Annotated in this window: 17 protein-coding genes and 2 pseudogenes; 10 read left to right on the top strand and 9 right to left on the bottom strand. The window is 49.2% G+C overall.

The genetic code is table 11. The features are described 5' to 3' along the window. Positions 1–340: 340 nt before the first annotated feature. From HS1genome_RS11180 to HS1genome_RS11170, 3 genes are all read left to right on the top strand, one after another. Positions 341–1,930, top strand: a complete 1,590-nt coding sequence (locus HS1genome_RS11180) for a B12-binding domain-containing radical SAM protein (protein WP_126451125.1) — start codon at positions 341–343, stop codon at positions 1,928–1,930. 74 nt (positions 1,931–2,004) lie between these two features. Continuing rightward, a complete protein-coding gene (locus HS1genome_RS11175; RefSeq protein ID WP_126451124.1) occupies positions 2,005–2,838 on the top strand; it encodes a cation diffusion facilitator family transporter in 834 nt (277 codons plus the stop codon). Positions 2,839–3,497: 659 nt separating this feature from the next. Then, the gene (locus HS1genome_RS11170; protein ID WP_126451123.1) at positions 3,498–5,798 is read left to right on the top strand and encodes a hypothetical protein; all 2,301 of its coding nucleotides are present in this window, start codon (positions 3,498–3,500) and stop codon (positions 5,796–5,798) included. Positions 5,799–5,803: 5 nt separating this feature from the next. Here HS1genome_RS11170 and HS1genome_RS11165 read toward each other — a convergent pair whose 3' ends face one another. After that, positions 5,804–7,576 (bottom strand): S9 family peptidase, encoded by a 1,773-nt coding sequence (locus tag HS1genome_RS11165; RefSeq protein ID WP_126451122.1) that lies wholly within the window; start codon positions 7,574–7,576, stop codon positions 5,804–5,806. A gap of 48 nt (positions 7,577–7,624) precedes the next feature. Between HS1genome_RS11165 and HS1genome_RS11160 the strand changes: the two are divergent. The 7 genes and pseudogenes from HS1genome_RS11160 (at position 7,625) to HS1genome_RS11130 (ending at position 15,800) form a co-directional block, all read left to right on the top strand. Then, a pseudogene (locus tag HS1genome_RS11160) lies at positions 7,625–8,921 on the top strand (phenylacetate--CoA ligase family protein). Continuing rightward, positions 8,918–9,931, top strand: coding sequence for a 3-hydroxyacyl-CoA dehydrogenase (locus HS1genome_RS11155; protein ID WP_126451121.1), 1,014 nt, complete (start codon positions 8,918–8,920; stop codon positions 9,929–9,931). Before HS1genome_RS11160 ends, HS1genome_RS11155 begins: the two are co-directional and overlap by 4 nt. Positions 9,932–9,971: 40 nt before the next feature. Further along, positions 9,972–10,544 carry a hypothetical protein gene (locus HS1genome_RS11150; RefSeq protein ID WP_126451120.1) on the top strand — a complete coding sequence of 191 codons (573 nt, stop codon included), beginning with the start codon at positions 9,972–9,974 and terminating at the stop codon, positions 10,542–10,544. A 902-nt stretch (positions 10,545–11,446) separates the two neighbouring features. Next, entirely contained in the window at positions 11,447–12,418 is a 972-nt protein-coding gene (locus HS1genome_RS11145) for a histone deacetylase family protein (RefSeq protein WP_126451119.1), read from the top strand. Positions 12,419–12,449: 31 nt separating this feature from the next. Continuing rightward, positions 12,450–13,781 (top strand): FAD-binding oxidoreductase, encoded by a 1,332-nt coding sequence (locus tag HS1genome_RS11140; protein WP_126451118.1) that lies wholly within the window; start codon positions 12,450–12,452, stop codon positions 13,779–13,781. Between the two features lie 251 nt (positions 13,782–14,032). Continuing rightward, positions 14,033–14,227, top strand: coding sequence for a DUF3311 domain-containing protein (locus HS1genome_RS11135; protein WP_126451117.1), 195 nt, complete (start codon positions 14,033–14,035; stop codon positions 14,225–14,227). After that, positions 14,224–15,800: pseudogene (locus HS1genome_RS11130) on the top strand (sodium:solute symporter family protein). The gene HS1genome_RS11135 and the pseudogene HS1genome_RS11130 overlap by 4 nt, the downstream one beginning before the upstream one ends. Here HS1genome_RS11130 and HS1genome_RS11125 read toward each other — a convergent pair. From HS1genome_RS11125 to HS1genome_RS11085, 8 genes are all read right to left on the bottom strand, one after another. Further along, a complete protein-coding gene (locus HS1genome_RS11125; RefSeq protein WP_126451116.1) occupies positions 15,789–16,247 on the bottom strand; it encodes a MarR family winged helix-turn-helix transcriptional regulator in 459 nt (152 codons plus the stop codon). The pseudogene HS1genome_RS11130 and the gene HS1genome_RS11125 overlap by 12 nt on opposite strands. Then, positions 16,234–17,946 carry an MFS transporter gene (locus HS1genome_RS11120; RefSeq protein ID WP_126451115.1) on the bottom strand — a complete coding sequence of 571 codons (1,713 nt, stop codon included), beginning with the start codon at positions 17,944–17,946 and terminating at the stop codon, positions 16,234–16,236. Before HS1genome_RS11120 ends, HS1genome_RS11125 begins: the two co-directional genes overlap by 14 nt. Before the next feature lie 964 nt (positions 17,947–18,910). Then, positions 18,911–19,378, bottom strand: a complete 468-nt coding sequence (locus HS1genome_RS11110) for a hypothetical protein (RefSeq protein ID WP_126451113.1) — start codon at positions 19,376–19,378, stop codon at positions 18,911–18,913. A 112-nt stretch (positions 19,379–19,490) separates the two neighbouring features. Further along, complete coding sequence (locus tag HS1genome_RS11105) at positions 19,491–19,754, bottom strand: hypothetical protein (protein ID WP_126451112.1); 264 nt, start codon at positions 19,752–19,754, stop codon at positions 19,491–19,493. A gap of 488 nt (positions 19,755–20,242) precedes the next feature. Further along, the gene (locus tag HS1genome_RS11100; RefSeq protein WP_126451111.1) at positions 20,243–20,782 is read right to left on the bottom strand and encodes a hypothetical protein; all 540 of its coding nucleotides are present in this window, start codon (positions 20,780–20,782) and stop codon (positions 20,243–20,245) included. Between the two features lie 117 nt (positions 20,783–20,899). After that, positions 20,900–21,277 carry a hypothetical protein gene (locus HS1genome_RS11095; protein ID WP_126451110.1) on the bottom strand — a complete coding sequence of 126 codons (378 nt, stop codon included), beginning with the start codon at positions 21,275–21,277 and terminating at the stop codon, positions 20,900–20,902. 1,028 nt (positions 21,278–22,305) lie between these two features. Beyond that, a complete protein-coding gene (locus HS1genome_RS11090; RefSeq protein ID WP_126451109.1) occupies positions 22,306–22,485 on the bottom strand; it encodes a hypothetical protein in 180 nt (59 codons plus the stop codon). Next, complete coding sequence (locus tag HS1genome_RS11085; RefSeq protein WP_126451108.1) at positions 22,445–24,553, bottom strand: DEAD/DEAH box helicase; 2,109 nt, start codon at positions 24,551–24,553, stop codon at positions 22,445–22,447. The genes HS1genome_RS11090 and HS1genome_RS11085 overlap by 41 nt, the downstream gene beginning before the upstream one ends. Between the last annotated feature and the right edge of the window lie 179 nt (positions 24,554–24,732).

Genomic DNA, 24,732 nt, shown 5'->3' with positions numbered 1-24,732 from the left:
GGACTTGTAGAACAGTTGTTTAACTCGTATGTCCCTCATCACGATGACGTGGTAGTTGCAGGCGAACCGCTTCTCTAGCTTCGCGTACATGTCCTTAAGTTCTTGAGGTGCTTGCTATCTTAGGCCGCTTCGACTCGGCTTGAATCGGTTCTTGGAGATGAGCCTCTTACTCGAAAGGGCTTTATGGGACTTTCCCACTCTTTATGACTAGAAATGAATTTATAAATCTTTAGTTAGCTAAACTAGCATTTACATTCCCCTCGCTCACTGTTTCTGTGTAAGTTGTTGTTTATACCACCTTATGTGGAAATTTATTACTTCTTCACGTAAATGAAGGTTTATGGGTGCTACAGTCGTTCTTACCGCAGATAGAGGTTCCTTCACCGACTACGGTGGCTCCAGCGTAATGGGTTATGTAGCTTGCATGCCCAGCAGGCTAGTTCCACAGGCCTTCGTGAAGGTCTTCTTCACTCCCAGGGTCAAGTCAAGGGGAGGAAAGGCTGTAGTCGCTCCTTATGCCCTCAGGAAAGTGGAGGCCTCCCTATTGAGAGCAGGCTTCTCAGAGGACGAAGTATATGTGACTCCCCCAGACGAACTCAAGCACGTAGTGTCCCCTCAGACAAAGGTGTTGGGATTGACGGTTCACGATCCCCTAGGCCTTGAGCCGGTGAGCATGAAACTTTCCATGCTGTTCGGTGGGGGACCTACGTGGACTGCCGAGCTCTTTAGGGAGTTAGGAGAGGAAGTAATGAAATTGAAGGCAAAGTACGGCTTCAAGGTCATAGTGGGTGGACCTGGAGTTTGGCAATTGGAGAAAGAGAGACCTGTCTGGATAGACACGCTATTCTACGGCCACGGTGAGCTAGACTTTCCCCCCCTAGTAAAGTCGGTGTTGGAGGGTAGAACACCACCGCCAGCGGTGAAGGGTAGGAAGCCTAAGGTTAGTGAAATACCGACCATTGTCAATCCCGCGCGACTGGGAGAGGTGCAGGTTACTCGTGGATGTCCTAGAGGGTGTTGGTTCTGTTCCATAACTCCCGACACCTTCTTATCGATTCCGCTCGAGGACGTGCAAAAGGAGATTGAGGTCAATAAGCGCGGTGGTGCGGAGAGGGTTGAGTTCGTCACTGACGATATCCTCCTTTATGGATCCAGTAAGCTAAGGGTGAATCATGACGCTGTAGTGAAGCTGTTTCAGACTACCATGTCCGCCGGTATGGATGGTGCTTGGTTTCCTCACATATCAATAGGTGCGGTGATGGACAGTCCAAAGACGGTTAAATCCATGGCGGAGATCTCTAGATACGACAGGGTGAGGGCCGCGGCTCCAGTTGTAGGACTGGAGACTGGGAGTGAAAAGATCCTTCGTAAGTACATGAGGGCGAAGGCTTTTCCGTGGAGTATTGGGGACTGGGGAGATCTGGTGATAAAGGCGACAGCAGTGATGAACGAGAGCTACATTTACCCTTGCTACACGATGACTATAGGTTACCCAGAAGAAAACGACCAAGACGTAGAGGAAAGTATAAGGTTGGTGGAGTCAATAATTGACCACGGATTCAAGACCTACATATTTCCACTTCCAGTGGTACCAATGGGTAACACCATGATCCGGGACAATCCGTTTCCCTCTTTAAAGAAACTTCCGGCTAGGTACTGGGACCTGCTCTACATAAGCTGGAGATGGAACTTGAAGGTCATAAGGGACTCTATACCTACTTTCACGGGAGGACTGGGAAACAAGGTGGCCCAGCGGTTGGTACAGTACATGATAGATAGGGTGTTTGATAGCATAGAATGGGTGTTTAAGGAACTGAGAGACACCAAGGGCGAATCCTCCCTGAAGTATTCGACACTTAATCTCAACAACACTGTAGGTGTACTCAAGTCGATCTACTGGCTCACGCGCTTGACCTTCAAGAAGTTGTGAAGCTCCGAAGAACAACTTCAAGCAGGATTTGAGATAAGTATAAACCACACCGTCCCGACTATTCTTGGGATCGGTTGAGATCTACGAGAGCTATTCTGTACTGGTGCGTTTTCCTCACACTGGTATTTGGTTCGTTCTACGGGAGGAGTCCCGTTCTCCTAACTGAGTCGTTTGATTCTCTGCTAGACGCACTTACAATCTCCTTTTCCTCGCTGGCCCTAGTCTCCATAAAAGATCAGCGTCTCTACACATACGGCCTACATCGTTTGGAGATATTTTCTGCCTTAGCGAACGGTGGGGCAGTCATAATTGGAAGCGTCGCCTCAGTAGGGATCTCCCTTCTTTTCTTGGATCTTGGGATACATGACATTCCGACATTAACACTAATTCTCTCGACCGCCGCGGCCCTTCTCATAGCCCCTATTACGAGAGGTAAGGGTGGACTTGAACAGAAGGCGTTGGTGCTTCATTCCATCTCGGACTTCATACAGTATGCAGTGGGCGCACTTGCCGGCCTCGTTATTTTGCTAACGAGACAGTTCTATCTTGATCCCCTTTGTTCTGCAGCATTGGCACTACTTTTCGTTATCCTGAACTTTGGCTCTCTCAGGACATCCTTCAATGTTCTGATGGAGAGGTCCCCTGTAGATGTTGAGGAAGTGGAGAATCGAATTAGGACTATCCTTCCTGGGGTTCATCATGTTCACGTGTGGACCATATGTGATCACATGATAATTGCGACCCTCCACGCTGAAGAGGATCCGAAATCGACCCTAAGCCAATTGGAGGAGAAGAGGACGGAAGTGGAGAGGCTATTGACCAGTTACGGCATTAATCACGTTACCATACAGTTTGAACCAACGGGAACTCACGCAACTAGCTCGCGTAGGGAGCTAAGTCAAGAGTAGCGCGAATTAAAAAGTAAGGAGTTAAGTGGGCGCAACTCCTCCTCGAGGAAACCTCTCGTGGAAAAACTTCTACATTCGAACTCGAGGAGACAACTAGGTCGCTGGGCACCACGGAACGGACTCTATGGAAACTCCACTACAAATGAGGATCGAAGTCGCTCGGAGGTGCAGGAAATTCTCGCCGCAAGCATGTAGTCCATAGGGGCGAAGTAGTTCACTCTCGATTACCTTCACCAGGCTGCGGTGAGACCACATGTTGACTGTGAATGCCATCCTTTCGTTGGTTAACATGGAAGTGGTTCCGAATAGAGGAATGAGACATCGTTCGGTAGAAGATGTGCTTGGTTCGTTCTTTCATTACCTAATTCGACTTCGCGAATTTCCTACTCTAAAATTGGGGGAGTAATTCTTCTTGGACCAAAGAAGTTGACCAAAGCAGAATATCAGAAAATAAAAAAGAAGTTTACTTTTAAATTTTTATTCAATTTAAATATAAGATATATAATCCATTCTACCAATATCAGAACAACAGGTCACATACCCCCAGATTGTCAGTTATTTGAAAAAAATGGTTCTCCATCACATCAAATAGAGTCATTGATGTGTTAAATCTTGGAAAAAGTTTATATGGTGTAGTCTTACGCTCGATGGTAGAGAACATGGACACGAAGACGGTAGTTTTCGGGGTAATACTCGTGATTTTAGTGGTAGTAGCAGCAATAGGGTTCGTAGAGTATGGAATGACCCTCGGAAAGGTCTCTTCACTTCAGTCCCAGATAAGTTCCCTCTCCACTCAGGTAAACTCCACAGAATCGAAGCTGAGTTCACTCAACAGTTCGTACCAGTCCCTAATGAGCTCCTACAACTCGCTAATGGCGAAGTATCAGTCGCTCAGCTCATCTTACAGTTCTCTGCAGTCAAATTACAAGTCACTTAACTCCTCTTACTCTCAACTTTCCTCAGAGTACGCTTCGCTTGAGTCAGCTTACGCGGCCTTACAACAAAAGTACAATGCCCTGCAGTCAGTCAATGCCTCCACACTAGGAACGTCATTATCCTCATTCTTTCAGATGCTTGATGGGATAGCAATAGAGTCGCCGGAAGACGTAACACCGTTCTTGGCGTCGAACTTCACCGCAAACATTACAGGCGTCCCCTTCCCTGGCACATACACGTTAAACACATTCAATAGCTCTTGGCTCTCCCAGTTCTTCGGGACGTATGAGACGGTTTACTTCTATACCACTGCATTGCCAACCTTCTCCAGGAGCGGTAACGTCTACACCATTTCTGCAGTAGTACAGTATTTCGTGGCTCCCCTAAACGACCCAGTTCTGCTTCAGGTATTCAACGCATCTGTAACTGTAGAGGTGGTCAACGGAAAGATAACTCACTTAACGTGGATAGGAAATGAAGTTCCGCCTTCCACTGTGATAGCGGGTTATCCCTCTCAACACTCGATGCAAGCAGCTCAGGCAACCGAGCTAGTTCTATCCCAACTGAACGCGATGGGGGCCGAGTTCCCTGCCAACGTAATATCGTCTGGCTTCGCTCCAGGAGCTACACTGACCTTGTCAGGCTCCCTACCCCCTGTCTTCAAGACAGGTAGCTACACAGGCTCCAATATCACCAGGTTATTCCAAGAGTGGGACACTTACTTTATTTTCGCGGTGATGTATGCACAGAACCTGCTCCCCAACGGTTCTACAGTAGGACCCATGGTATCGGTGACTCTATCGCCCTCCCAAGCACAGGCCATAGTGACGGCTAACGACAGTGCGTTCATTGGCTTTGTAGCCGCGGGACAGCCCAACTTCCCTATGATATACGACATTCACTTAAATGTCACCGCGAACCTGCAGTACAACACTACCACAGCAAGATGGCAGATAGTCAGCGAAACGATGAGTTCCTCCATGGTTCCACTCAGTTCCGACGCGCCTGGATACACCAACACACCGACGTTTATAGTAAATGGAATTCAGACAGTCCAAGTTAACGCGACTCAGGGCGCTGTCCTCCAAGTAGGCAACCTAATAGCGATAGTGAAGCCTGGAACCTATGCAGAAGTGGGGGGATCGATGAAGGACCTGTACAACTTCTCTTTGGTGACTTTCAGCATGGAGGGAGTTAGTTACCCAGGTCTACAGCCCTACCTAACGCCTCTCTTTGCTTACGCTTTCGAGGTTGATGGTCAAATAACTCCGACCATATCTCTAGTCAACGCCTCTGGGGCTCCGGATGGCGTCATAACCGTCGTCATGGGGGCTCCATCAACTTGGACCTCGTGGACGTGGTTTGGTGGAAGCTTCAATGGAACAGTCTACACTGGTGGTTCATATAAGTTCCCAGACGTCTGGATATATGGTCAGGACGTTATGGTCAATACAGTCTTCTTCAAGCCGGTGATATGGGTATTCGAATCTGCTAACCATCCCATAGGACACATACCCACTCAGACATACGTGAAGATAGGGGAGGCCTACGGTTTGACCCCCATAGCTGCATACACGTATCAGATTAACGGAACTCAGGGAGGCGTAGTGGATGCGGGGAACACGTGGGTTGTAATACAGCCCGGAACCACCATAACCACACCTTCGGGGAGTTTGAGCGACTACAACTTCTCCGTGGTATTCTATGCGCCGCAGAACGTCACTGCTCCTGAGGCAGGACAAGTTCCTTCCATCGTCTTCGCCTATGCAATAAATGGCAATGTAACCTTCTCTTACACCGCCAGCAAACCATTCATCACAGTGATGATAACTCCAGATCAAGGAGCTAACATGTGGACTTGGAACGGGAAGACGTACATATTCCACGTTCCAATACTACTAGGAGACGGTGTCGTAATAAACCTGATATTCGTTAAGCCAGTACCCTGGGTGCTCACTTTACCGGCCACTACCTCGCCTAGCAGCTCATCCTCTGGGAGTTCGTCGGGAGGGTATTACTATTAATTCCTTTATTTTTCCTTTTTATTATTATTAAGTTTTTCTCTAAACCATTTTAATTTGATCTCAAGTCTATCTACCATATTTTCTGGCCTCCCCCTCCTAGCATGCTCGTGCCCATCTCCTTGATACCTAACAAGTACAGCTTCTACACCTTTCCTTTTCAGAGCAACGAAGAACTGCTCAGCCTGCTCTATAGGACATCTATAGTCCTCTTCGCCATGTATCAGCATCACGGGCGTATTCGCCCTAGACACATATGTAATTGGAGACATCTCCATCAACTTCCTTATACCTTCTGGACTCCACGGGTCGTCTATCCCGCTTTCGATCGCGTTGAACCAGAAACCGATATCACTGGTTCCACACATACTGAGCAAGTTCGATATCCCCCTCTCTGACACAGCAGCTGAAAACTGGTTGGAGTGGGTGACTATCCAGTTGGTCATGAAGCCACCGTAGGAACCTCCGGTAACTCCCCACTTACCCTTTAACCCCTCCTTGTCCCTTAGGTGAGAAACGAAGTTCATGAGGTCATTCATATCACCTCCACCCCAATCTCCCACACAGACCTTCGCGAACTCCTCACCGTAGCCCTGACTCCCCCGAGGGTTAACGTACGCCACATTGAAGCCGTTGGAGGCGAAGAATTGGAACTCCACGAAGTAGGCTGACCCGTAAGCCATGTGAGGGCCGCCGTGGACGAAGAGGATGGTCGGGGCGTCCTTGGACACTTCTATTAACCAACCCTCGATCTGCCCAACCTTAACGTTGATAGGGGAGAGTCCCTTGACGCCTGGATTCGGATCGTAGTCGCTGTGGAACTTGAGCAATGAAGGCTTCTGGGGAGTACTGTAAACCAATGCCAGCTCATCTGAGGCGTCGAATCCCCTCACGCTCATTCCACGCTCTGTCAGTTCCTCGGGCTTGTCGTCTATCCTAAAGAGAAGGGCGTCTCCACCTATTTGCCCTACTACATAGATGGCATCTGTCCACTGCAGTTTGTCTGTAGTAGAATCGAAGAGGTCGGAAAGGACCTTGCTACCGCAATTGTTTCCACATAAGTAACTCCTTCCCCTCTCAGGGAAGATAACCTCATTAGAGGCCCAAGGTGCCTTTCCCTTTCTATGGCCAAGGTAAGCGAGTTCCCCTAAAGGAGAAAGTGCCACTGCCAGTACGATTCCTGAACCGTCGGTCACCTTCCTTCTTTCTCCAGTGTTCAAATCGAGATCGTAGACATCCTGGAGTCCAACGTCGTCGTCTCCCTCAGTCGTGACAACTACTGTCCTCCCTCCCGAGTGAGAGAAATCCACGACATCGAACTCTCCACTCACCAACTTCCTCGATTCCTCTCCCACGTAGTAGAGGGAGTCACGTGTCCTTAGCAGTCCACGCCCATCAAACTTGTACTTCACTTTCCTCGCGTAGTAAGGGGACTTGAGATCTGCACACTCTTGGGCCATAACGAGCAATCCGTCTCGAGTGGGCATGAACTTCTTGATATTGCACGCTTCAAACAACTGCCTAGGTTCCTTTCCCGCCTCCACCACGATTAACCTGTCCTTCCCTTCTCTATTTTGGACGTAGTAGAAAGAGTTGTCGTAGATCCTTCCCAGTCGTTCTGATCCCGTGAAGGTCAGCCTCTCTACCCTCGAACCATCGAATGAGAATATGGAGGACTTATACTTCGATCCCTCAATCCACGTCATGGTAAAGAGTGTTTTTCCCCTGATCGTGAAGGGATCTGAGGCTACCCTTATCCGATAGGCTTCTCTGGGGTCCATTAAGAGGTTTGAGAAACTGAAGAAAAAGGCGCGAGCCTCCCCCTTTTTATGGAAACTTTATTGTTTTGCTTTAGACGATATTTCACGGTGGATGAGACCGATCCGCAGGGACTGAGCGTGAAGGAGATCGAGAAGGTCCAGTTAAGTCGGTTTAGGGCCTTAGTGGAGAGGGTCTGGAACTCCAGTCCGTTCTATAGAAGGAGGATGAAGGAGGCCAGACTTTCGCCGGACGAACTGAGAAGTCCGAGCGACCTCCACAAGTTACCCTTCACGACTAAGGAAGAACTCAGGAGGGATGGGTACCCTTATGGCGGAGAATTCCTCGCCGTACCCTTCGAGGAGCTAGTGGGATGGCACATGACAAGCGGGACGACAGGCGTCCCGAGCGTGGGGGCCTACACCGCGAAGGACGTGGAAACTTGGAGGGACCTAGTGGCTAGATGCCTAAGGACTGCAGGAGTAACGAACAATGACGTGATAGCTAACGTCTACGGCTACGGACTTTTCACGGGAGGCATAGGTCTGCACATGGAGGGCCAGAGGATAGGAGCTAAGGTGATACCATGGGGAGCCGGAAGGACCGAGGCCCTAATAAAGGCCATGGTCGACTTCAAGGCCACAGTAATAACTGGCACCCCTTCCTACGAGCTGGTTATCGCTGAGAGGGTGAGAAAAGAAGGTCTAAAAACTGGACCTGAGACTAGTTATCCCAGGGGCTGAAGCAATGACTCCAGAGACTCTATCTAGGATAGAAAGAGAACTAGATTTGAAAGAAGCGGCCAGGGAGATCTACGGCCTCACCGAGGTCATGGGTCCTGGTGTAGCTCAGGAGTGCCCAGAGGATCGCCACGCTTGGATGCACATTTGGACTGACCACTTCGTGGTGGAGGTAGTGGATCCGGAAACAGGGGAGGTGTTGAGCGAAGGAGAGGAAGGTGAAATAGCACTTACGACCCTGAATAGAGAAGCCGTGCCTCTCCTTAGGTACAGAACTAGAGACGAGACCAAGCTCGAGGAGCCAGACGACCTTCCTTACCCTCGTATATCAATCATGAAAGGTAGGATCGACGACGTTATATTTTACAAGGGAGTAAAGGTTTATCCAACTGCTGTGGCCGAGATAGTCATGAGCTTCCCCGAGTTGGGTGAGCACCAGCTCCTAGTTTCCGACAATACCCCCTCACTCAAGCTAAGAGTGGAATGCTCCAGGCCTTCAGAAGAGCTCAGGAGAGTAGTTAAATCCAAGTTGAGTGCGGCGACATTCGTTAACGTCGAGGTGGAGTTCGTAGAACCTGGAGCTCTGCCTAGGTATGAGGGAAAGGCCAAGAGGGTGGTGAAGGGATGAAGGTAGGGGTTTTAGGTGCAGGTCAGATGGGATCAGGCATAGCAGAGGTCTTCGCCCTAGCTGGACATCGAGTGGGCATCTTCGACGTGGATAAGTCGCAAATAGAGAAGGCCCTAAGGAATATCAGGTGGTCTGTAGAAAAGCTTACCGAGAAAGGGAAGGTCAAGGACGTCGAAGAGGTGATGTCGAGGATAGAGGTCCTGCCTGGAGTAGAGGCTGTAAGGGGAGACGACCTGATCTTAGAGGCTGTGTTCGAAGACTTCAACGTTAAGATCGACGTTCTAAGGAAGGCCTCGGAAGAGGCAAATGACGAATCGATTATAGCGAGCAACACTAGCTCCATACCTATCACCGAGCTTTCTAGGGCAGTTAGAATGCCGGCGAGGTTCGTTGGAATGCACTTTTTCAATCCCCCTGTCTTGATGCCGTTAGTAGAAGTTATAAGGGGAGACAATACCGGGCCGATTTACTTTAACCGTGCGATAGATATTGTGAGGGGGTTGGGAAAGACCCCCCTGCCCGTTAGGAAGGACGTTCCAGGTTTCGTGGTCAATAGGATACTTTTCAGGATATTCAACGCTGCGTGTGGACTACTAGGTAAGTACACTGTGGAACAGATAGATTCCGTCGCATACTACGAGCTCGGGTTTCCTATGGGTATTTTCATGCTCCTCGACTACACCGGCCTAGACCTCAATCTAAGCATAAGTAAGGAAGTAGCAAAGAGGGGACTTAGGCTAGAATGCCCACCAGTGGAGACCTTAGTTAAGGAGGGAAAGAAAGGCACCAAGAGCGGTGCCGGATTCTACAACTGGGCCTCTAGACCCAGGATTATGATGGTAGGGGGAGGACCAGATCCGAAGGAAATTGTTAGACCTGCGTTCGAAGAAGGGAAATGGTTAATTAGAGAAGGGATCGTCACAGAGGAGGAGGTAGACGAAGGAACCAGACTGGGACTGGGACTCAAGGAAGGGATAATCACTCTCTCTAAGAGGTTGGGCCTTTCCTGAGAACTGCTCCATTTTTATTGGAGTGTTCTTAGATAGCGAAATGCGTAACTTGCCCGTCCTGTTGCTGATTGTGGCCGTCGTTCTAGCAGGTTTGGGATTATTCATGATATCCTCCCATACTCCAAGGGAGCATATGGTGGGAGTGGGAGTAGGCTGGGTCTCGCTTGTGCCAACTAACTACTCGACCGTACCGTTAATGATGATGGAGGTAAATGTTTCCCTCAGAGGTGGACCTATTAATGTGACCGGGGTGGTGGTCGATGGAGAGCCTATGGTGGCCATGGCCACTATTCCTAAAGAGTTTGGCCACGAGGTGTTGGTAACTAGTGGAACTCACACTTACATTATTGTAGGTCTCCCTAGGAACGTAAGTGAGGCCTCTAAGGTGGAGAGGTTGTTAGGCTCAGCCCCAGTAACCGTAATCATACTCTCTAGGCAACGAGAATATATTAACGCTAGTCTAGTCCCGATCCCAGCCGCAATAGCCCTAGCCCTCCTCGGCTTTCAACACTCCCCTAGTAACTCCAGTGAAAACTACAAGCTAGGGCTTACCTTGAGTGAGAACGTTCACTTTATGAACTCTAGCCTGCCGTCCTTTACACAATTTGCTTAAGCAACATAGCTTTTTATCTTTAATCTTGATTAAAATAGTAACTTCAGACTCCTGTTTCATTCTCCGCAACTAGTGCCGTTGCCGACAGTTTCCGATAAGCTGTAAATTTTTTGTCATTTGATGTGATTTAGCGAGCCTAGTCCTTTTAACGCTATCAAGCGAGCCGGTGCCGTGCGCCTTTCCCCCACCACTTTTTCGTGTTCCTCGGAGTTCGTAGTACCCTAGGGATTAACTGGGATAACGTTAGAACCTAAGTGATTTCAATAATCTGAGTTTTATAAACTTTTACGTTAATATTATCACGTAGAGGAGAACTCTACTATGGACTCGAGGAGCAACCTGAGGAAAACGGGTTAGATCAGACTCCCTATATCGCGGCTGGTAGTCCACACTCCCTAACCTAGGCTTGGGGAGCGGGACAAGGAGTATGAAGACGAGGGTCGATACGAAATTCCATGAAACCCTAGGAAAGTCTGACCCCTACTTACTCACTGGTTGGTTAACTCACACAGCTCTGACGGACGGGGCTTCTCACCTAGCGATAGAGATTTCCTGCTCCTTTCACTCACCTTGCCCAGTTCTAAACTCTGGATCGTCCCAGTCCGATCTGTCGGTGCCCATGAAGGGCCGTCGAATGGGGCGGAGGCGTACTTCGCGGACCCTCGCTTCGACGCCTCTCGGTGACCATCGTTAATGTGATCTCTACAAACGTTATTTAAATATGGGGGCTATCCATCCTCACGGAAGTTGTATCCCTTCCCCTCGTCCCCCGATAAAATAAAGGGTTGACCGTGAGTAAACGCAGGCCTTTCGTAGCCAGAGGTGACTAAATGAGAGCTTCTGAACAGCAAGCAGAACCATAGGCCCAAATCCCTATAACTCGCAAGGGCAGCCCGATGAATATGAAGGTAGTTTACTCTTCGATCTACTCCAAACACGATCCACCCCACTTTCCTCACATAGAGAATAGCACGAGGTTAGAGCTGGCCTTAGATGCCTTAGGTGAGGTGGAGGTGTTGAGTCCGGAGGGAGCTGGAGATCCCCTAGAGGTGCATGACGGGACTTACGTCGAAATGGTGAGAAGGGCCTCTGAGGCTGAAGAGCAAATAGATATTGACACCTACACTAATAGGTTCACCTACGAATCCGCCCTGATGGCTCTAGGGGGAGCTTTCACCGCATATAAAGTAGAGGGGATAGCTTTAGTGAGGCCTCCCGGACATCACGCTGGAAGATATGGAAGGGCGATGGGAGCTCCAACTCAGGGCTTCTGCATATTTAACAATATAGCCTACGCCGCCTCCAAAGCGGAAGGAAGAGTTGCGATAATAGACTTCGATGTCCATCACGGTAACGGAACGCAAGAGATCTTCTATTTGGACCCTAAGGTCCTTCACATTGACCTGCATCAAGATCCTAGCACGATCTACCCTGGAACTGGTTTTCCCTTCGAGACAGGAGACGGAGAAGGTAAAGGCACCAAGGTTAACATCCTGTTCCCGCCCGGTGGAGGAGACGATCTCGTCCTAGAGGTAATTCCGTTCATCCAGTCTCTCCTTGATCAGTTCAAACCAGACGTAGTTGGGTTCTCGGCTGGCTTCGACGGCTTCTCTGGGGACGGATTAGCTTCCCTTGAATTCACCGAGGCCTCCTTTGAGGCTCTGGGTGGACTAAGGGAAAAGAGGAGGTGGTTCGCGGTGTTGGAGGGAGGCTATTCAGTTGGGTTACGTAGAGGTCTACCAGCTTTCGTTAGGGGAGTGGAGAGAAAGCCAGAGGAGCCGAGACCCAAAGAGTCGAAGAGTGAAGTGAAGATGAAGTTCACGAGATCTCTAGAAGAGACAAAGTACCACCTCAGGGAGAGATGGAAACTCTGAACGTTTTTAATATCTCAATTTAGTTAGTACTATGGATCTTGAGGGGCTTGAGGTAGAGGAAAGGGAGAGGGAAGACTTCGCAGGCTACAAGCTCCGTCCAACCCTGATCGTCTACGCAAGGAGCGAAGAGGACGTGGTAAGGGTGGTGAAGTATGCCAGGGAGAGGAGAATCCCCCTAGTGCCTTGGGGAGCGGGGACAAGTTTGACCGGTGCTACGAGTTGTGAAGGGTGCATCTTACTAGACCTTTCGAAGATGGACAAGATCCTCGAGATAAACGATGTGGACTGGTACGTGAGAGTGCAACCCGGAGTGAACTTAGCTAGGCTAAACGAAGAACTGGAGAGAAAGGGTTTCTTTCTTCCTCCAGACCCAGCGAGTTCGTTCCTATGCTCGGTGGGAGGTGCGGTAGTGGAGGGCTCTGGTGGGATGAGGGCCGTGAAATATGGGTCGTTCAAGGAGTGGGTACTTGCAGTCAGAGTGGTGTTGGCCGACGGGACTGCTGTGAAGCTTGGGGAACCTTTAAGGAAAAACAGGGCCGGCTACGACCTAGTCCATCTTATGGTGGGTAGTGAGGGAACTCTCGGAGTGTTGACCGAGGCGTGGCTTAGGATCACTCCATTGCCTAGAAAAAAGGTGATCACCGTGATGGCGTTCCTAAGGGATAGCGAAGCCGCAGCCAACGTGATATTGGGGCTAAGGAAGGCTAGAGTGCTCCCTGAATTCTCGGAGTACATGGACGTAGACGTGATCAAGGCCCTGAACAGACACCTGTCAGCTGGACTTAAGGAATCTGAGGGGGGAGTCCTCCTGATAGCTGTCGAAGAGGATCAGCTAGACGACGTGTTAAACGTGGTTAAGGTAAACTCGCAGGAGTTAGTGATGGCCGAGGGTGAGGAAGCGGAGAAGCTCTACTCATTGAGGGCTCAGGCTGCGATAGCTCTTAAGGCCGAGGCCGCCGGAGCCAAGTTCTTGGCAGAGGACGTAGTAGTTCCCGTATCTAAGTTGCCTGAGGCCATGATGAAACTGAAACAGATGGAGACTAAGTATGGGGTCAGAATGCCAGTTATCGCTCACATAGGAGACGGGAACCTCCATCCCAACATAATGGTAAGGGAAGATGCGTCGGCCACCCAACTGTTTGAGGAAGTGGCGAGGATGGCCGTGGAAATGGGCGGATCAGTTACCGGCGAACACGGTGTGGGAGTGCAGAAGGTGAACGTCATGAGGGAACAAGTCCTCAGAAGTAACGGGGAGAGGGTCCTGTCCCTAATGCTCGGGATTAAGAGGCTCTTCGACCCAGAGGGAATCCTTAATCCTGGAAAGTACGTAGAGGCGGCAGCAGCAAGTCGGCGTCTTACATGAGGACAGAAAGCAGTTATGGCTAACCTCCTCCCCACCCTGAAGGGCGAAGGTTCCGAGATTGACAAATGGTGAGGTCGGTAAGTGGGGCGGAGCCCTACGTCATGGGTTAGGTTACGCTTAACGCGTCGGTGACTGTCGTTAATATATTGTCCAAAAACTGACGTTTAAATGAGGGTCGCCGTGGGCGGGTCACCTCAACCCCCACTTTTGAAAAAGTAAGTTATTTAAGGATAGTCTTCCTCCAAACATTGATGAACGGTAGAAGCGTAGCATATGTGGTTCTATGTCTATTACCGTTTTTACTGTATGGACTCATAAGCACCTACGACGGTGTTCAACCCTCATTGGGAGGATTACCTTTTTTCTATTGGTACGAAATGGTCCTCCTCGTAGTGGCTGGAGTACTTTACGTAATAGCTTCTCTCATCACGAGGGGTAGGCCGTGAACGTGGACTCAGTTACGTTGGGGGTATTCGTAGGACTCTTCGTAGTTTTTGTGCTATTGGGGTTCCTCGCTTCTAGGTTCAGGAGAGGGGACCTGAGCTCTCTCAACGAGTGGGGGCTAGGTGGGAGGAGGTTCGGAGCTCTGTTGGTATGGTTCCTCCTAGGAGCTGACCTATTCACCGCTTATACCTTCATAGCTGTGCCATCTGGCTACTTAGCGAAGGGCTCCCTTTACTGGTTCGCTGTCCCTTACGTGGGCACGTCCTTCGGTGTAGCGCTTCTCACCATGCCTAGGTTGTGGACGGTCTCCCGTAATAGGGGATACGTCACAGCGTCAGACTTCATTAAAGAGAGGATGAACAGTAGGAGCCTCGCTGTAGCTGTCGCACTAACGGGAATAGTGGCAGAATTGCCTTACATAGCGTTACAGATAGTTGGACTAGAGGCCGTGCTCACAGTTCTTCTCCTGGGCCTCAACCTTGCAGCATCTGCAAAGGAGATAACTGAGATAGCGTTAATCATAGCATTCGTAGTCCTAGCGGCGTACACCATAACTAGTGGACTGAGGGGAGCGGTGCTCACGGGGTGTTTAAGGATGTACTAATCCTCCTCACTGTGGTTGTCGTAATAGTGGTAGTGCCATTGACTACTGGTGGATTCGCTCACGCTTTCCAGCAGGCCAGCCTACTCTCACCGACTGTCAATAAGGCACTCAATAAAGCGTCAGGAGCCATACCTTACCTAGACATACCCAACTCCAAATTGGCCGCAGCGTTCCTTTCTCTCGCTATAGGAAGCTCCTTGGCGCTCTACCTGTATCCTCACGCTATAAACGGTGCGTTGAGCTCACAGGACAGAGATAAACTGAAGCTTGGAACTTCCCTCTTACCTATTTACGGGATAGGGCTCGCGATAATAGTTCTCTTCGGGATCCTAGTTTACTCGGTTCCCGGAGCCTTAGATCTGGTCCTTCACTTCCACAACGGGGCCTTAACTGTTCCCGCTCTAATAGCCTACACCATGCCTGATTGGTTTGTAGGCATAGCATTCTTGGGAATATTTGTTGGAGGTCTGGTACCTGCAGCTATAATGGCAATAGCGGTGGCGAACTTGTTCGTGAGGAACGTAATAGGGGAGTTCGCCAAACTCAAACCTAAGACAGAGACTGCCTTGGCTAAGATAATATCCACTGTCTTCAAGTTCGTTGCTCTGGCCTTCGTATTCGTTGTCCCAGCCACATACGCAATACAACTGCAGCTACTTGGAGGTGTCCTAGTTACGCAAACTTTACCGGCAGTATTCTTGCCCTTGTACACCAACAAGTTAGAACCGAAGTCCGCTCTGGCGGGTTGGGGCCTAGGAGTGCTTTCGGGCATTCTGATGGAACTCTACGCGAATAAGTTCGGCCCTCTGATTTCGTCAGTTTACAACACTCCGCTGGGACCGATATATATAGCGCTATTGGCCCTTGCCATAAACCTCTTAGTGACAGGGGTCGGAAGCGGGATAGCGTACGGAGCCGGGTGGAGGCCGAGTGACAAAGTGAAGAACGAAGAGCTACTCTCACTCAGATAGCTTTAATCCTTTTTCTTGTAATTGTTGAGCGGGCCGCTTTCTCTCCCACTCGTTTATTTCCATAAGTACGTCCTGTAGTTCTTGAGCGAGCGAGGGTAAGATTGACTCGATGTATGCCCTTTGAATTTCCCTCGCCTTGGACAGGAGTGCCAAACCCTCTTCCGTTAACTCCACCTTCACTAATCGCCTGTCTGTAGCACACCTAATCCTCTTAGCGTAACCTTGGGATTCCAGTTTATCGATCAGACTGGTGATAGCGGCTGGGCTCAGCATAGTTTCGTTGGCCAAGGTAGCCATTGACTTAGGTTCGCCACAGATGAGTGATAGAATCCTGAATTCTGTCCACGTTAGGCCTACTGCAGATATTTTCTTCTCGGCCTCTCTCAAGACCCTCTTGAAGGATCTGAAAAGATCGTCCCATATCTTTAACGCGTCAAGTCCTTCCATTCCTTTCACCCGTTCTCCCTTCAGTCCTCGCTGCTCCCTCCATCTGGCTTTCCTCGTAAACGAACCTCTTCCCTCTGAGTAGAGAAGCTACGGCCGCCACTACTGCCATGGCCGACGCGATGTAGAACGATAGTCTCAGAGCGTTCATGAAACTCGGTGCTATTGCTGTAGGAAAGAAGGTGTTGCTTGTCAGGTATGCGATCGTGTTGGTAGAAAGGGTGGAGACCGTAGATGATGGGAGGGACTGGAGGATAGCACCAACTGGGTTGTAACCTAGGAAGGCCGCGAAGAGAGCTCCAGTCGGAGAGATGTGCTCCATCGCATATGTCAATGCTGGAAGATGGTAGGAACTGACAGCGGCAGCTAAAGCCGACGGTAGCGAGCCTGCCAGTGAAGTTATTATGATCGTAAAGAAAATGGCTAAACTGACCGTTTGCCCTGAGTTTTGGAGGGTTGCCCTCATTCCGGAGGCAGCCCCCCTGTGCTGCCGGGGGACAGCATTCATTATGGACGCGGTGTTTGGAGACGAAAACAACCCATTGCCCAATCCCATTACGAATAGTATGGTTGCGAACTCTAAATAGTTAAAGTCGTAGGGGAGAGTGGAGAGCGCCAGCAGCGAGACCATCACTATGAACATCCCAGCGGTGGCGAAACCCCTCGCCCCGTACTTGTCCGACAGTCTACCACTTATAGGGCCCATCACTACGAATCCGACGAGGAGTGGTATAGTATAGACTCCGGCCCAGAAGGGAGTGGATTGATAACTGTAACCGTGGAGCGGCAACCATATTCCCTGCAAAAGAATGATCAACATTATCATCACTCCTCCGTAAGCTACGGACCTAAGGAAACCCGCTATGTTTCCCGCGGCGAACATCCTTATTTTGAACAGCTCCAGCCTGAACATGGGTTGCTCCACGTGTGACTCCACGAAGGGGAAAGCCACTAGGAGTCCCACACCGGCCACCATGGATGCAATTACCCAAGGATCTCCCCAGCCCATGATGGATGACCCATAGGGTAGGAGTCCGTAGGTTACTCCAAGGAGGAGGAAGGTTAGTCCAGCCGCGAAGGTCACGTTTCCCCAGACGTCCAACTTCTGCTTCACTCTAGTTGAGGTCTCCTTTAGCTTTAGGTAAGACCACACAGTTCCAAGTATCCCAACTGGGACACTTACGAGGAACACATACCTCCAGTATATGGTGGCTAAGATACCCCCGAGGATCAGGCCGACTAAAGAACCTGCCAAGGCTGCTATTTGGTTTATTCCTAGGGCGGTCCCCCTCTGGTTGTATGGGAAAGCGTCGGTAATTATGGCCGCACTGTTAGCGAAAAGGAAGGCCCCGCCTATTCCCTGGACTATTCTGAAGATTATCAGTTCGAGGGCCCCAGTATCGCCACTGTTAGGAGTGAGAAATAGGAGGATCGAGCCCGCAGTGAATATCGCAAAGCCTAGGTTATAGAGTCTCACTCTGCCATACATGTCGGACAGCCTGCCAAAGGTGACCAAGAGTGTTGCAGTAACTATGTTATATCCGAACAGAAGCCAGAGGAGATATTGAAACGACGTAAGCGGATTTATTGCTATGCCCCTGAAGATCGCGGGTAGGGAGATCAAGATTATCGTCCCGTTTATACTGGCCATCAGCACCCCAATCGTGGTGTTGGAGAGTGCAATCCACTTATACTCGACCAACCATGACCACAGTGAAGAATAATAGTTATAGACTAAAATTTTTACCTCCGAACTATTTAGGCTCTAAAACATCTACTCACAGGAGGACGGTGAAAAGGTTTGAAGGTCTCCAGAGAAACGTTAGGAACAACTAGTGGCATGAAGTTTGCTCTGAGCTATACAGCGATCCACCGTTTTCAACTTTCATCTTATCGCTAATTACATAATTGAGAATGAGGCTCAGAGGTCATAGGAATGGAAATACGGAGAACTTCGCTAGGAGACTGATAGCTTTCTACGTAATGTTAGGCACGAGTTTGGTACGAGACCGTCTTCAATATTTATTGGTCATTGCCGGTCAAAGAACGCTCTTAAGAGTTCACCTTGAAATATCTGAGAATTCGCGGGACAAATGATTCTCATCTCCTATCTCGTTGAACCCTGTTCTAGGTGACGTTCCATTAAGTTAATTAAAAAGTTTAATAAGAAACTATTAAAAATTTTTATACATTCGTAAGCCTACCAACATTGCTTTTTACGCTCCACAGTTTAAGTCCACTAGAACGGACGATACAAACTATTGGGTTCGCTGAGGATAACGAGATATATGATTCGAGGGTGAGTTCTGGAACGAGAAACTCAGGACATTCATAGGTATTTACTGGAATTTACATGATTTACAATACGGAAAGAGAACTCTCACAAGTTTCTCTAAGCATTGCTCTCTCTCATCTTGACACTGGAACAGTTTCACCTTCTGTGTTATAGCAAAGGAAAACATCTCTTGCTTCAACTCTCTTACGACTAAAACAGAGGGGTTTCCCTTAGCTTTCTTAATCACTCCATTATCAGATATTGAGAACGATTCTCCGTCCTCGAAGGCCACGTAGACTAGCACTTACTCTATACCGAACATAGGTTAAATTATGTAACGCTACCATTCAACTTTTCCACCGGTGTCGAAAAGAATGAGGGTTTCAAACCTTTAGGTGCCAGAAGAGATCCTCCTCAAGAAGGCCCTGATATGATGTTGTTTGTAGAGCAAGTAGCTTAGAAACGTCAGCGCCATGGCTACATAAAAAGTGAGCAACCCGTAGAGATAAAGGCTGAACTGAGCTAAGTAGGGAGGGATTAGGAGAGAAACCACCCCTAGAACCACCCCCGAAATGAGTAGGGCACCCATGAACTTGGCAACTAACCTGAACTTGTACATTTCTTGGTTTACTTGGTCCACAGCCTTTGCCTTCGATAACACACTATCAATCTCTGCTATTATCTTCCCAATCCTCTCCGAAACGGCGTCAACTACGACCTCAGATCTATCCTTGGACTTCACCACCGTGTAGTAGTTCACGGCTTCCTCGAGCAAGGTTGAAGTCTCGCTATCTGTGAAGAGGTCCATTACTGACTTGAGGAACTCGCTTGTCCTCGCTAATGTTACTTTCTTCTCCAATTGAGCAAGACGCTTAGACTCTTGGTTATATCCTAACCAAAATATCAGTAAGAAGGTGAGAGAAAGGAGAAAGACGAGCGTGTGGCTGAGAGTTAGAGGAAGCGTGAATTTGTCACCTCCATATCAAGATCACCGCCTCATCCTTCAACTCATCGCATAATAGGACTGTGGCCTCAACATGTAAGTTTGATTCATAATCGGACGGGACCACTACCAACACCTTTTCCCCTCCCTTAACGAGAAACTTCACGAGATTACTGAGGGAGGAAATAGATCTGAGGGGGACATGTTTTACCTCTAAATGAGATTTTGAATTGTCGTATATCCTGTTTACTAAGTCAGCACCAGGACACCGGACCGCTAACGTGCCCCTCATAATCTAAACTGATTCACATTAAAATTTAAGGAGAGGTGGAAAAAACTTGTAAACTTTACATAAACCACCATAGTATTTTGCTCTTACCGTAACTCAGCTCTCAGACTTCTGGGTACGAGCAAAAAGACTTTTCAACTCATAGCCTTTCTGTGGACTACCCTTATCCTGACGGGGGCTTCTTGCCTCGTCGAACACCTAGCCCAACGGTGGAGGCTAAAGCTTCAGGGCAGGAAGGCCGTCCAGGCCCAGTGTGAACTCGATTGTGGCCCGCATGGGACCGTTAGTTGGCGCGTAGGTGCACCTGATTTACCCGAGCTTCGACAGAGGTCTCTAACCGATCACTTAGTCCGTGCCGGTGTCAGATGTAGTGTCATCAAGGTTGATATTCGAATGAGACCGTCCTCACGGGAGGGGCTTCCTCCCCCTTAAACCCTAGGGGAGATAAATCTAGATAAGGGGAATCTGGCTCAGAAATACGAGTGTGAAAATTAGGACGGACTCACACTAAGTTTCACTCTGTATCCCGATCCCTCCCTCGTTACTTGGTAAGAGAGTTCGAAACCCTGACAGCTTCTCTTGACCTCCATTCTATCTTCTTTCATAGTATAGCGAGGTTGTGAGCAAGTGGACAAGTCAACGTAGTTGGAAAGTACCATCTCCAACTCTTCCAGGTTACTCACGTAGAACTCAGTAACCACTCCAGTGGGAGTTATGGAACTGAAAGTGGCCCTTCTAGGTATAAGGTAGGCTAAGCTCACACAAATAGAGGACCCTAAGGCGTTGAAGAGAACCACCACGAAGGGTAGAAAGTTCCCAAGTAAAGGTATCTTTACAATATAAACGTAAACCAACGTAGTGAATATAGAAAGCGTAACCGACACCAAGGCTGCCGAGAGCCAAGAGGTTGGATTGCGCCTTGAAGTGAAACCTATAACTAGACCGGTTATCGAGGGTCCCACCAGTGGAAACCACCAGAGGAAAACACCAGCTAGAAAGCCGTTACGAAGAGCTCTCAGTTGAAACTCCACTCAATGTTTCTCGAGAAGTGGGTTAAAAATCAGGTCTCCCACCTCCTAATGCCAACTTCATCAGTTTCCTTTCGTTCTTTAGCTCCTAAAATATGACTAACTAAACGGCTTTCTATTTCAAGGTATATGATGAATAATGGATGGATGTAGAAACACACTCATGAGTCCTAAAAGGAAAACTAGGGCGAACGCCACCAAAGTCGCAAAGAACGCTATTCCTAGGGCTCCCCCCCATCCGACACTGAAAATGGCTTTGAATACTAGTAAAACGCCCAAAAAGCCCACCACCAGACTGAAGGTAGATAGAAGAGGGGATGTTATCGTAACTAACAGGAAGAAGACTATCAACGCCACCAAAGTCGCTACCATGGCTTTTCCTATAGAAGCCGAAGCTGAGAAGAGCTTAGCTCCCACCCAGACTGGAATAGAGGCAACCAACCACGAAACAAAGAGAGCTAAGAGGGCTTCTATGACAACCAAAATCACTGAAAGCAATGTGGTGGTAGTTTCCGGTTGTTAGGTTATAAAGTAAGGGGATTCTGGAGGTTTGGGCTTCTTAGGATTTCATGATATTCGAGGTCGATCCTCGGCCCTTGAACTTCACCAGAGTCTTGGGGGGAACCCATTCATGATCCTCCGCCCCCTTAGCGGGATGACCCAGACCTACACCCGTGGTACGTCACAGCTGTAGATAGAACCGTATGTCTTCAGTTTTCCACCATACCTAGTTGAGATAATTACACTCCATCTGGTGGGGTTGTCGTCCTGTTTGCCAACAATAATATAAATTTTACGACTTATCGGAAACTGTTGACTACCGCAAATTATGGTCTTCCTTTTTCTAAGAAGGGCTCATCTAGGGAGATCTCTGGTTTCACAATCAGTAAAGAAAGTCCTACCTAAGAACCCATTAGTCTTGTGTCTGCACAATCACTTTATGTTCAATGGTGGTTGGGGAAACCCCTACCATAAGGTGGGGGACGGACAGCCCCCATATTTAAATAACGTTTGTAGAGATCACATTAACGATGGTCACCGAGAGGCGTCGAAGCGAGGGTCCGCGAAGTACGCCTCCGCCCCATTCGACGGCCCTTCATGGGCACCGACCGATCGAGATCGGGGCCAGGAAGGCCCTCTCCTGTGGAACCCTCTAGCCGTTGGGGGAGGTAGGGCGAAGAAGCAGGAACCCATCGCGAGGCGGGAAGCCCCGTCCGTCAGAGCGGTGTGAATTCACGTTGGACGGAGTAGGGAACGGATAGTAGACCCCATGGAGATAGTAGTCCCCTTTTACTAGCTCGAATCCGGCTCTGCCGATCCGTCTCGACGCCAAGTAGGAAGTGTCTAGACGTGCCTAGGTAATGGTTCATGTATGGACACTCTCTGAGCAACGGATGAATCCTAAAGTAGAAACGCTAGAAGCCACCCAGGTACCTCACCTCATTCAGCAGTCATATCGTTTATGTCGAGGTGATGGTACGAAACTAATAGCCTCCTCCGCGAGGATGCGTAGCTTATCGTCGTATCTATGAGAGCCTGGTTTTCTTGACGTACCTTAATTCCCCCTTCTTGAACTCTACTTCCTGTCCCAACGCCTTCAGAATAAGGGAGAACTCCCTAAGCGTCTGTTCATCGGAGGAGACTCTCACTTCTTCTCCTTCTTTTCTACTTATGAAGTCCAGTAAGAGCTCTTGCAGCCTGTTCAATCACGCTCTCCCCCAGCCTAGCCCCCAGTATCGACTTCACTTTCTCTGGGTTAGCTAAAACGTCCAACACACTCCTCACTCCACTGTCGTAAAGGAGCCTAGCCCTTTTCCTCCCCACCCCCCTTATTTTCACAAGGTCTAGAAGTTCCTCCGACACTCCATCCTTGACTCTAGCGTTTAGTAGACTCAGTCTCTTCGCATGTTCACTTAGCCCGAGCACGTTACAGACGTGATGACCACTGTATGTAAGCCAGTCCATCGTTTCTACCACGGCATTTAGATCACCGCTTCCCACGTTGTAGGTCTCCAAGATCTTCTCTTCCGGCTCCTCGTTTATCCAATCCCTCACTATTAGACCTACCTTCAAGGAGGACAGAAATTCGTACCTCTCTGTCTCGTCCTCGGGTTCCTCCACCATGAGCTCACAGTCTAGTTCGTCGTATAAACGATCCTCCTCATACCTTCCAACCGATACCACTGGAGCATCAGGGGTGGACGCCAGCAACTGAAGGTAAGCCAAATTGCATCCCAACTCGCTCTTCGTCAACTTTTCCTTTATTAGATCCGCGGTGAACGGGTTAACGTAGAGGTCGGCTACTCTCCTTCCGAAGGAAGTTAGAGAAAGCTTTCTCCCCAACTTCACGAACTCTCTCTCAGTCAACCAGTTGATGGCCCTATCTAGGTACCTTTCTAACACCTCTCGCGTCATCAGGGATTCCGAGGCGAACTTCCTCAACTCCATCTCTGTCAGGGGGCCGTCAGACGCTAACACGCCCAATACGAAGGAGAAGAAAGCTAATTCTGACCCCAACCTTGACTTGAGTTCCTCCGGTTGTGAAAGGACGTACTTCTTCATCACTCTCTCTGCCTCTCTAGCGTTCCTCACAACTATCACCGCCTCCCCACTGTCGTCGAAGCCAGGTCTACCAGCTCTCCCACTCATCTGTTTGTACTCCATTACTGGTATCTCCTCCTGAAAACCAAGCACCTTCCTGTTGTATCTGTGGTAGTCACCTATTATCACAGTTCTGGCTGGTAGGTTGACTCCAGCAGCTAGAGTTGGAGTAGCAGCTATCACCTTAAGCCTCCTAGTTCTGAACGCCGATTCTATAAGGTCCCTAGTTCTTTTACTTAGGCCAGCGTGATGGTATGCAACCCCCCTCCTTAACAGTGGTTCTAGCCCTTCCCGTTCCTCGTTCACTACGTCCTCTTCATTTAGGGCCGACGTCAGGTCGTTCTCAGTCTCGTCTAAGAACTCGGCCACCCTTCTAGCAGTTGCCTCAGCGTTCCTCCTAGAGTTCCTAAATATGAGCACCTGCCCTCCGGCCTCGATCGACCTCAGGGTGAATGCTACTATGGGGTCTACCCCCTTTACCGTCTCGATCGAACCATCATCGAACTGGACCCTAAATCTTCTCCCTTCTGGAAAAAGAACCCCCTCCCTCAACTTGACAGGCCTCCAGTCAATGACCACCGGTTCTGCCCCCAGCCAGTCGGCAATCTCGACGTAGTTACTCACGGTGGCACTGAGCGCCAGCAAGTTTCCGGCTCTCTTAGACCTTATTGTTATGCCCTCTATCACGGGCCCCCTCTCTCCATCGTTGATGTAGTGAACCTCGTCTAGGACATAGTAGTTCACTTGGGACAGCCACGTTGCCCTCCTTCTCCAGAGAGAGTCAAGTTTCTCGTATGTGGACACCACAATGTCGTAGTACCTGAGCCACTCGTCATCACTATCATAGTCTCCGGACGTGATCCCTACCTTGACTCCTAGTTTCTCCCAACTCTTTAACGTATCGTACTTCTCCTGTGCCAATGCCCTCAGAGGTACTACGTAAACCGCCTTTCCTCCGTTAGTTACATGTGATATCATCCCGAGCTCTGCAACTAGCGTCTTACCCGATGCTGTGGGAGAAGCTACTAGAAGCCTTTTACCCTTTAGTAATCCCTTCTTGATCGCCTCGGTCTGTACAGGGTTAAGTCTAATCACACCTCTCTCCTTAAGGATGCCCTTCACTTTTTCGTCTAATTCCAACTCGTCTACTGTGGTCCACTTTAGCGAACTCAATCCCTTCATTTCCTTGTCTTCTCAAGGTTTTATAATTGGGGGTCCAAAGGAAGCGGAAGACCTCTACCATAAGGTGGGGGACGGACAGCCCCCTTATGTAAACCTCTTTACGGTCATCAAAATACTATTTCTAAGACCTCTACTGTGAGAGCTGGGTCGCACCCTCGGGACCGGGGGAA

This window comes from Sulfodiicoccus acidiphilus (genome assembly GCF_003967175.1).
Taxonomy (GTDB): domain Archaea; phylum Thermoproteota; class Thermoprotei_A; order Sulfolobales; family Sulfolobaceae; genus Sulfodiicoccus; species Sulfodiicoccus acidiphilus.
The sequence above is the reverse complement of the archived record's forward strand: the minus strand, read 5'-3'. Positions and strand labels throughout refer to the sequence as shown.

Excerpts from the sequence above, each read along its gene's own strand:
- HS1genome_RS11180 (WP_126451125.1), top strand. The coding sequence starts at position 341 with ATGGGTGCTACAGTCGTTCTTACCGCAGATAGAGGTTCCTTCACCGAC.
- HS1genome_RS11170 (WP_126451123.1), top strand. The coding sequence starts at position 3,498 with ATGGACACGAAGACGGTAGTTTTCGGGGTAATACTCGTGATTTTAGTG.
- HS1genome_RS11165 (WP_126451122.1), bottom strand. The coding sequence starts at position 7,576 with ATGGACCCCAGAGAAGCCTATCGGATAAGGGTAGCCTCAGATCCCTTC.
- HS1genome_RS11155 (WP_126451121.1), top strand. The coding sequence starts at position 8,918 with ATGAAGGTAGGGGTTTTAGGTGCAGGTCAGATGGGATCAGGCATAGCA.
- HS1genome_RS11150 (WP_126451120.1), top strand. The coding sequence starts at position 9,972 with ATGCGTAACTTGCCCGTCCTGTTGCTGATTGTGGCCGTCGTTCTAGCA.
- HS1genome_RS11145 (WP_126451119.1), top strand. The coding sequence starts at position 11,447 with ATGAAGGTAGTTTACTCTTCGATCTACTCCAAACACGATCCACCCCAC.
- HS1genome_RS11140 (WP_126451118.1), top strand. The coding sequence starts at position 12,450 with ATGGATCTTGAGGGGCTTGAGGTAGAGGAAAGGGAGAGGGAAGACTTC.
- HS1genome_RS11135 (WP_126451117.1), top strand. The coding sequence starts at position 14,033 with ATGAACGGTAGAAGCGTAGCATATGTGGTTCTATGTCTATTACCGTTT.
- HS1genome_RS11125 (WP_126451116.1), bottom strand. The coding sequence starts at position 16,247 with ATGGAAGGACTTGACGCGTTAAAGATATGGGACGATCTTTTCAGATCC.
- HS1genome_RS11105 (WP_126451112.1), bottom strand. The coding sequence starts at position 19,754 with ATGAGGGGCACGTTAGCGGTCCGGTGTCCTGGTGCTGACTTAGTAAAC.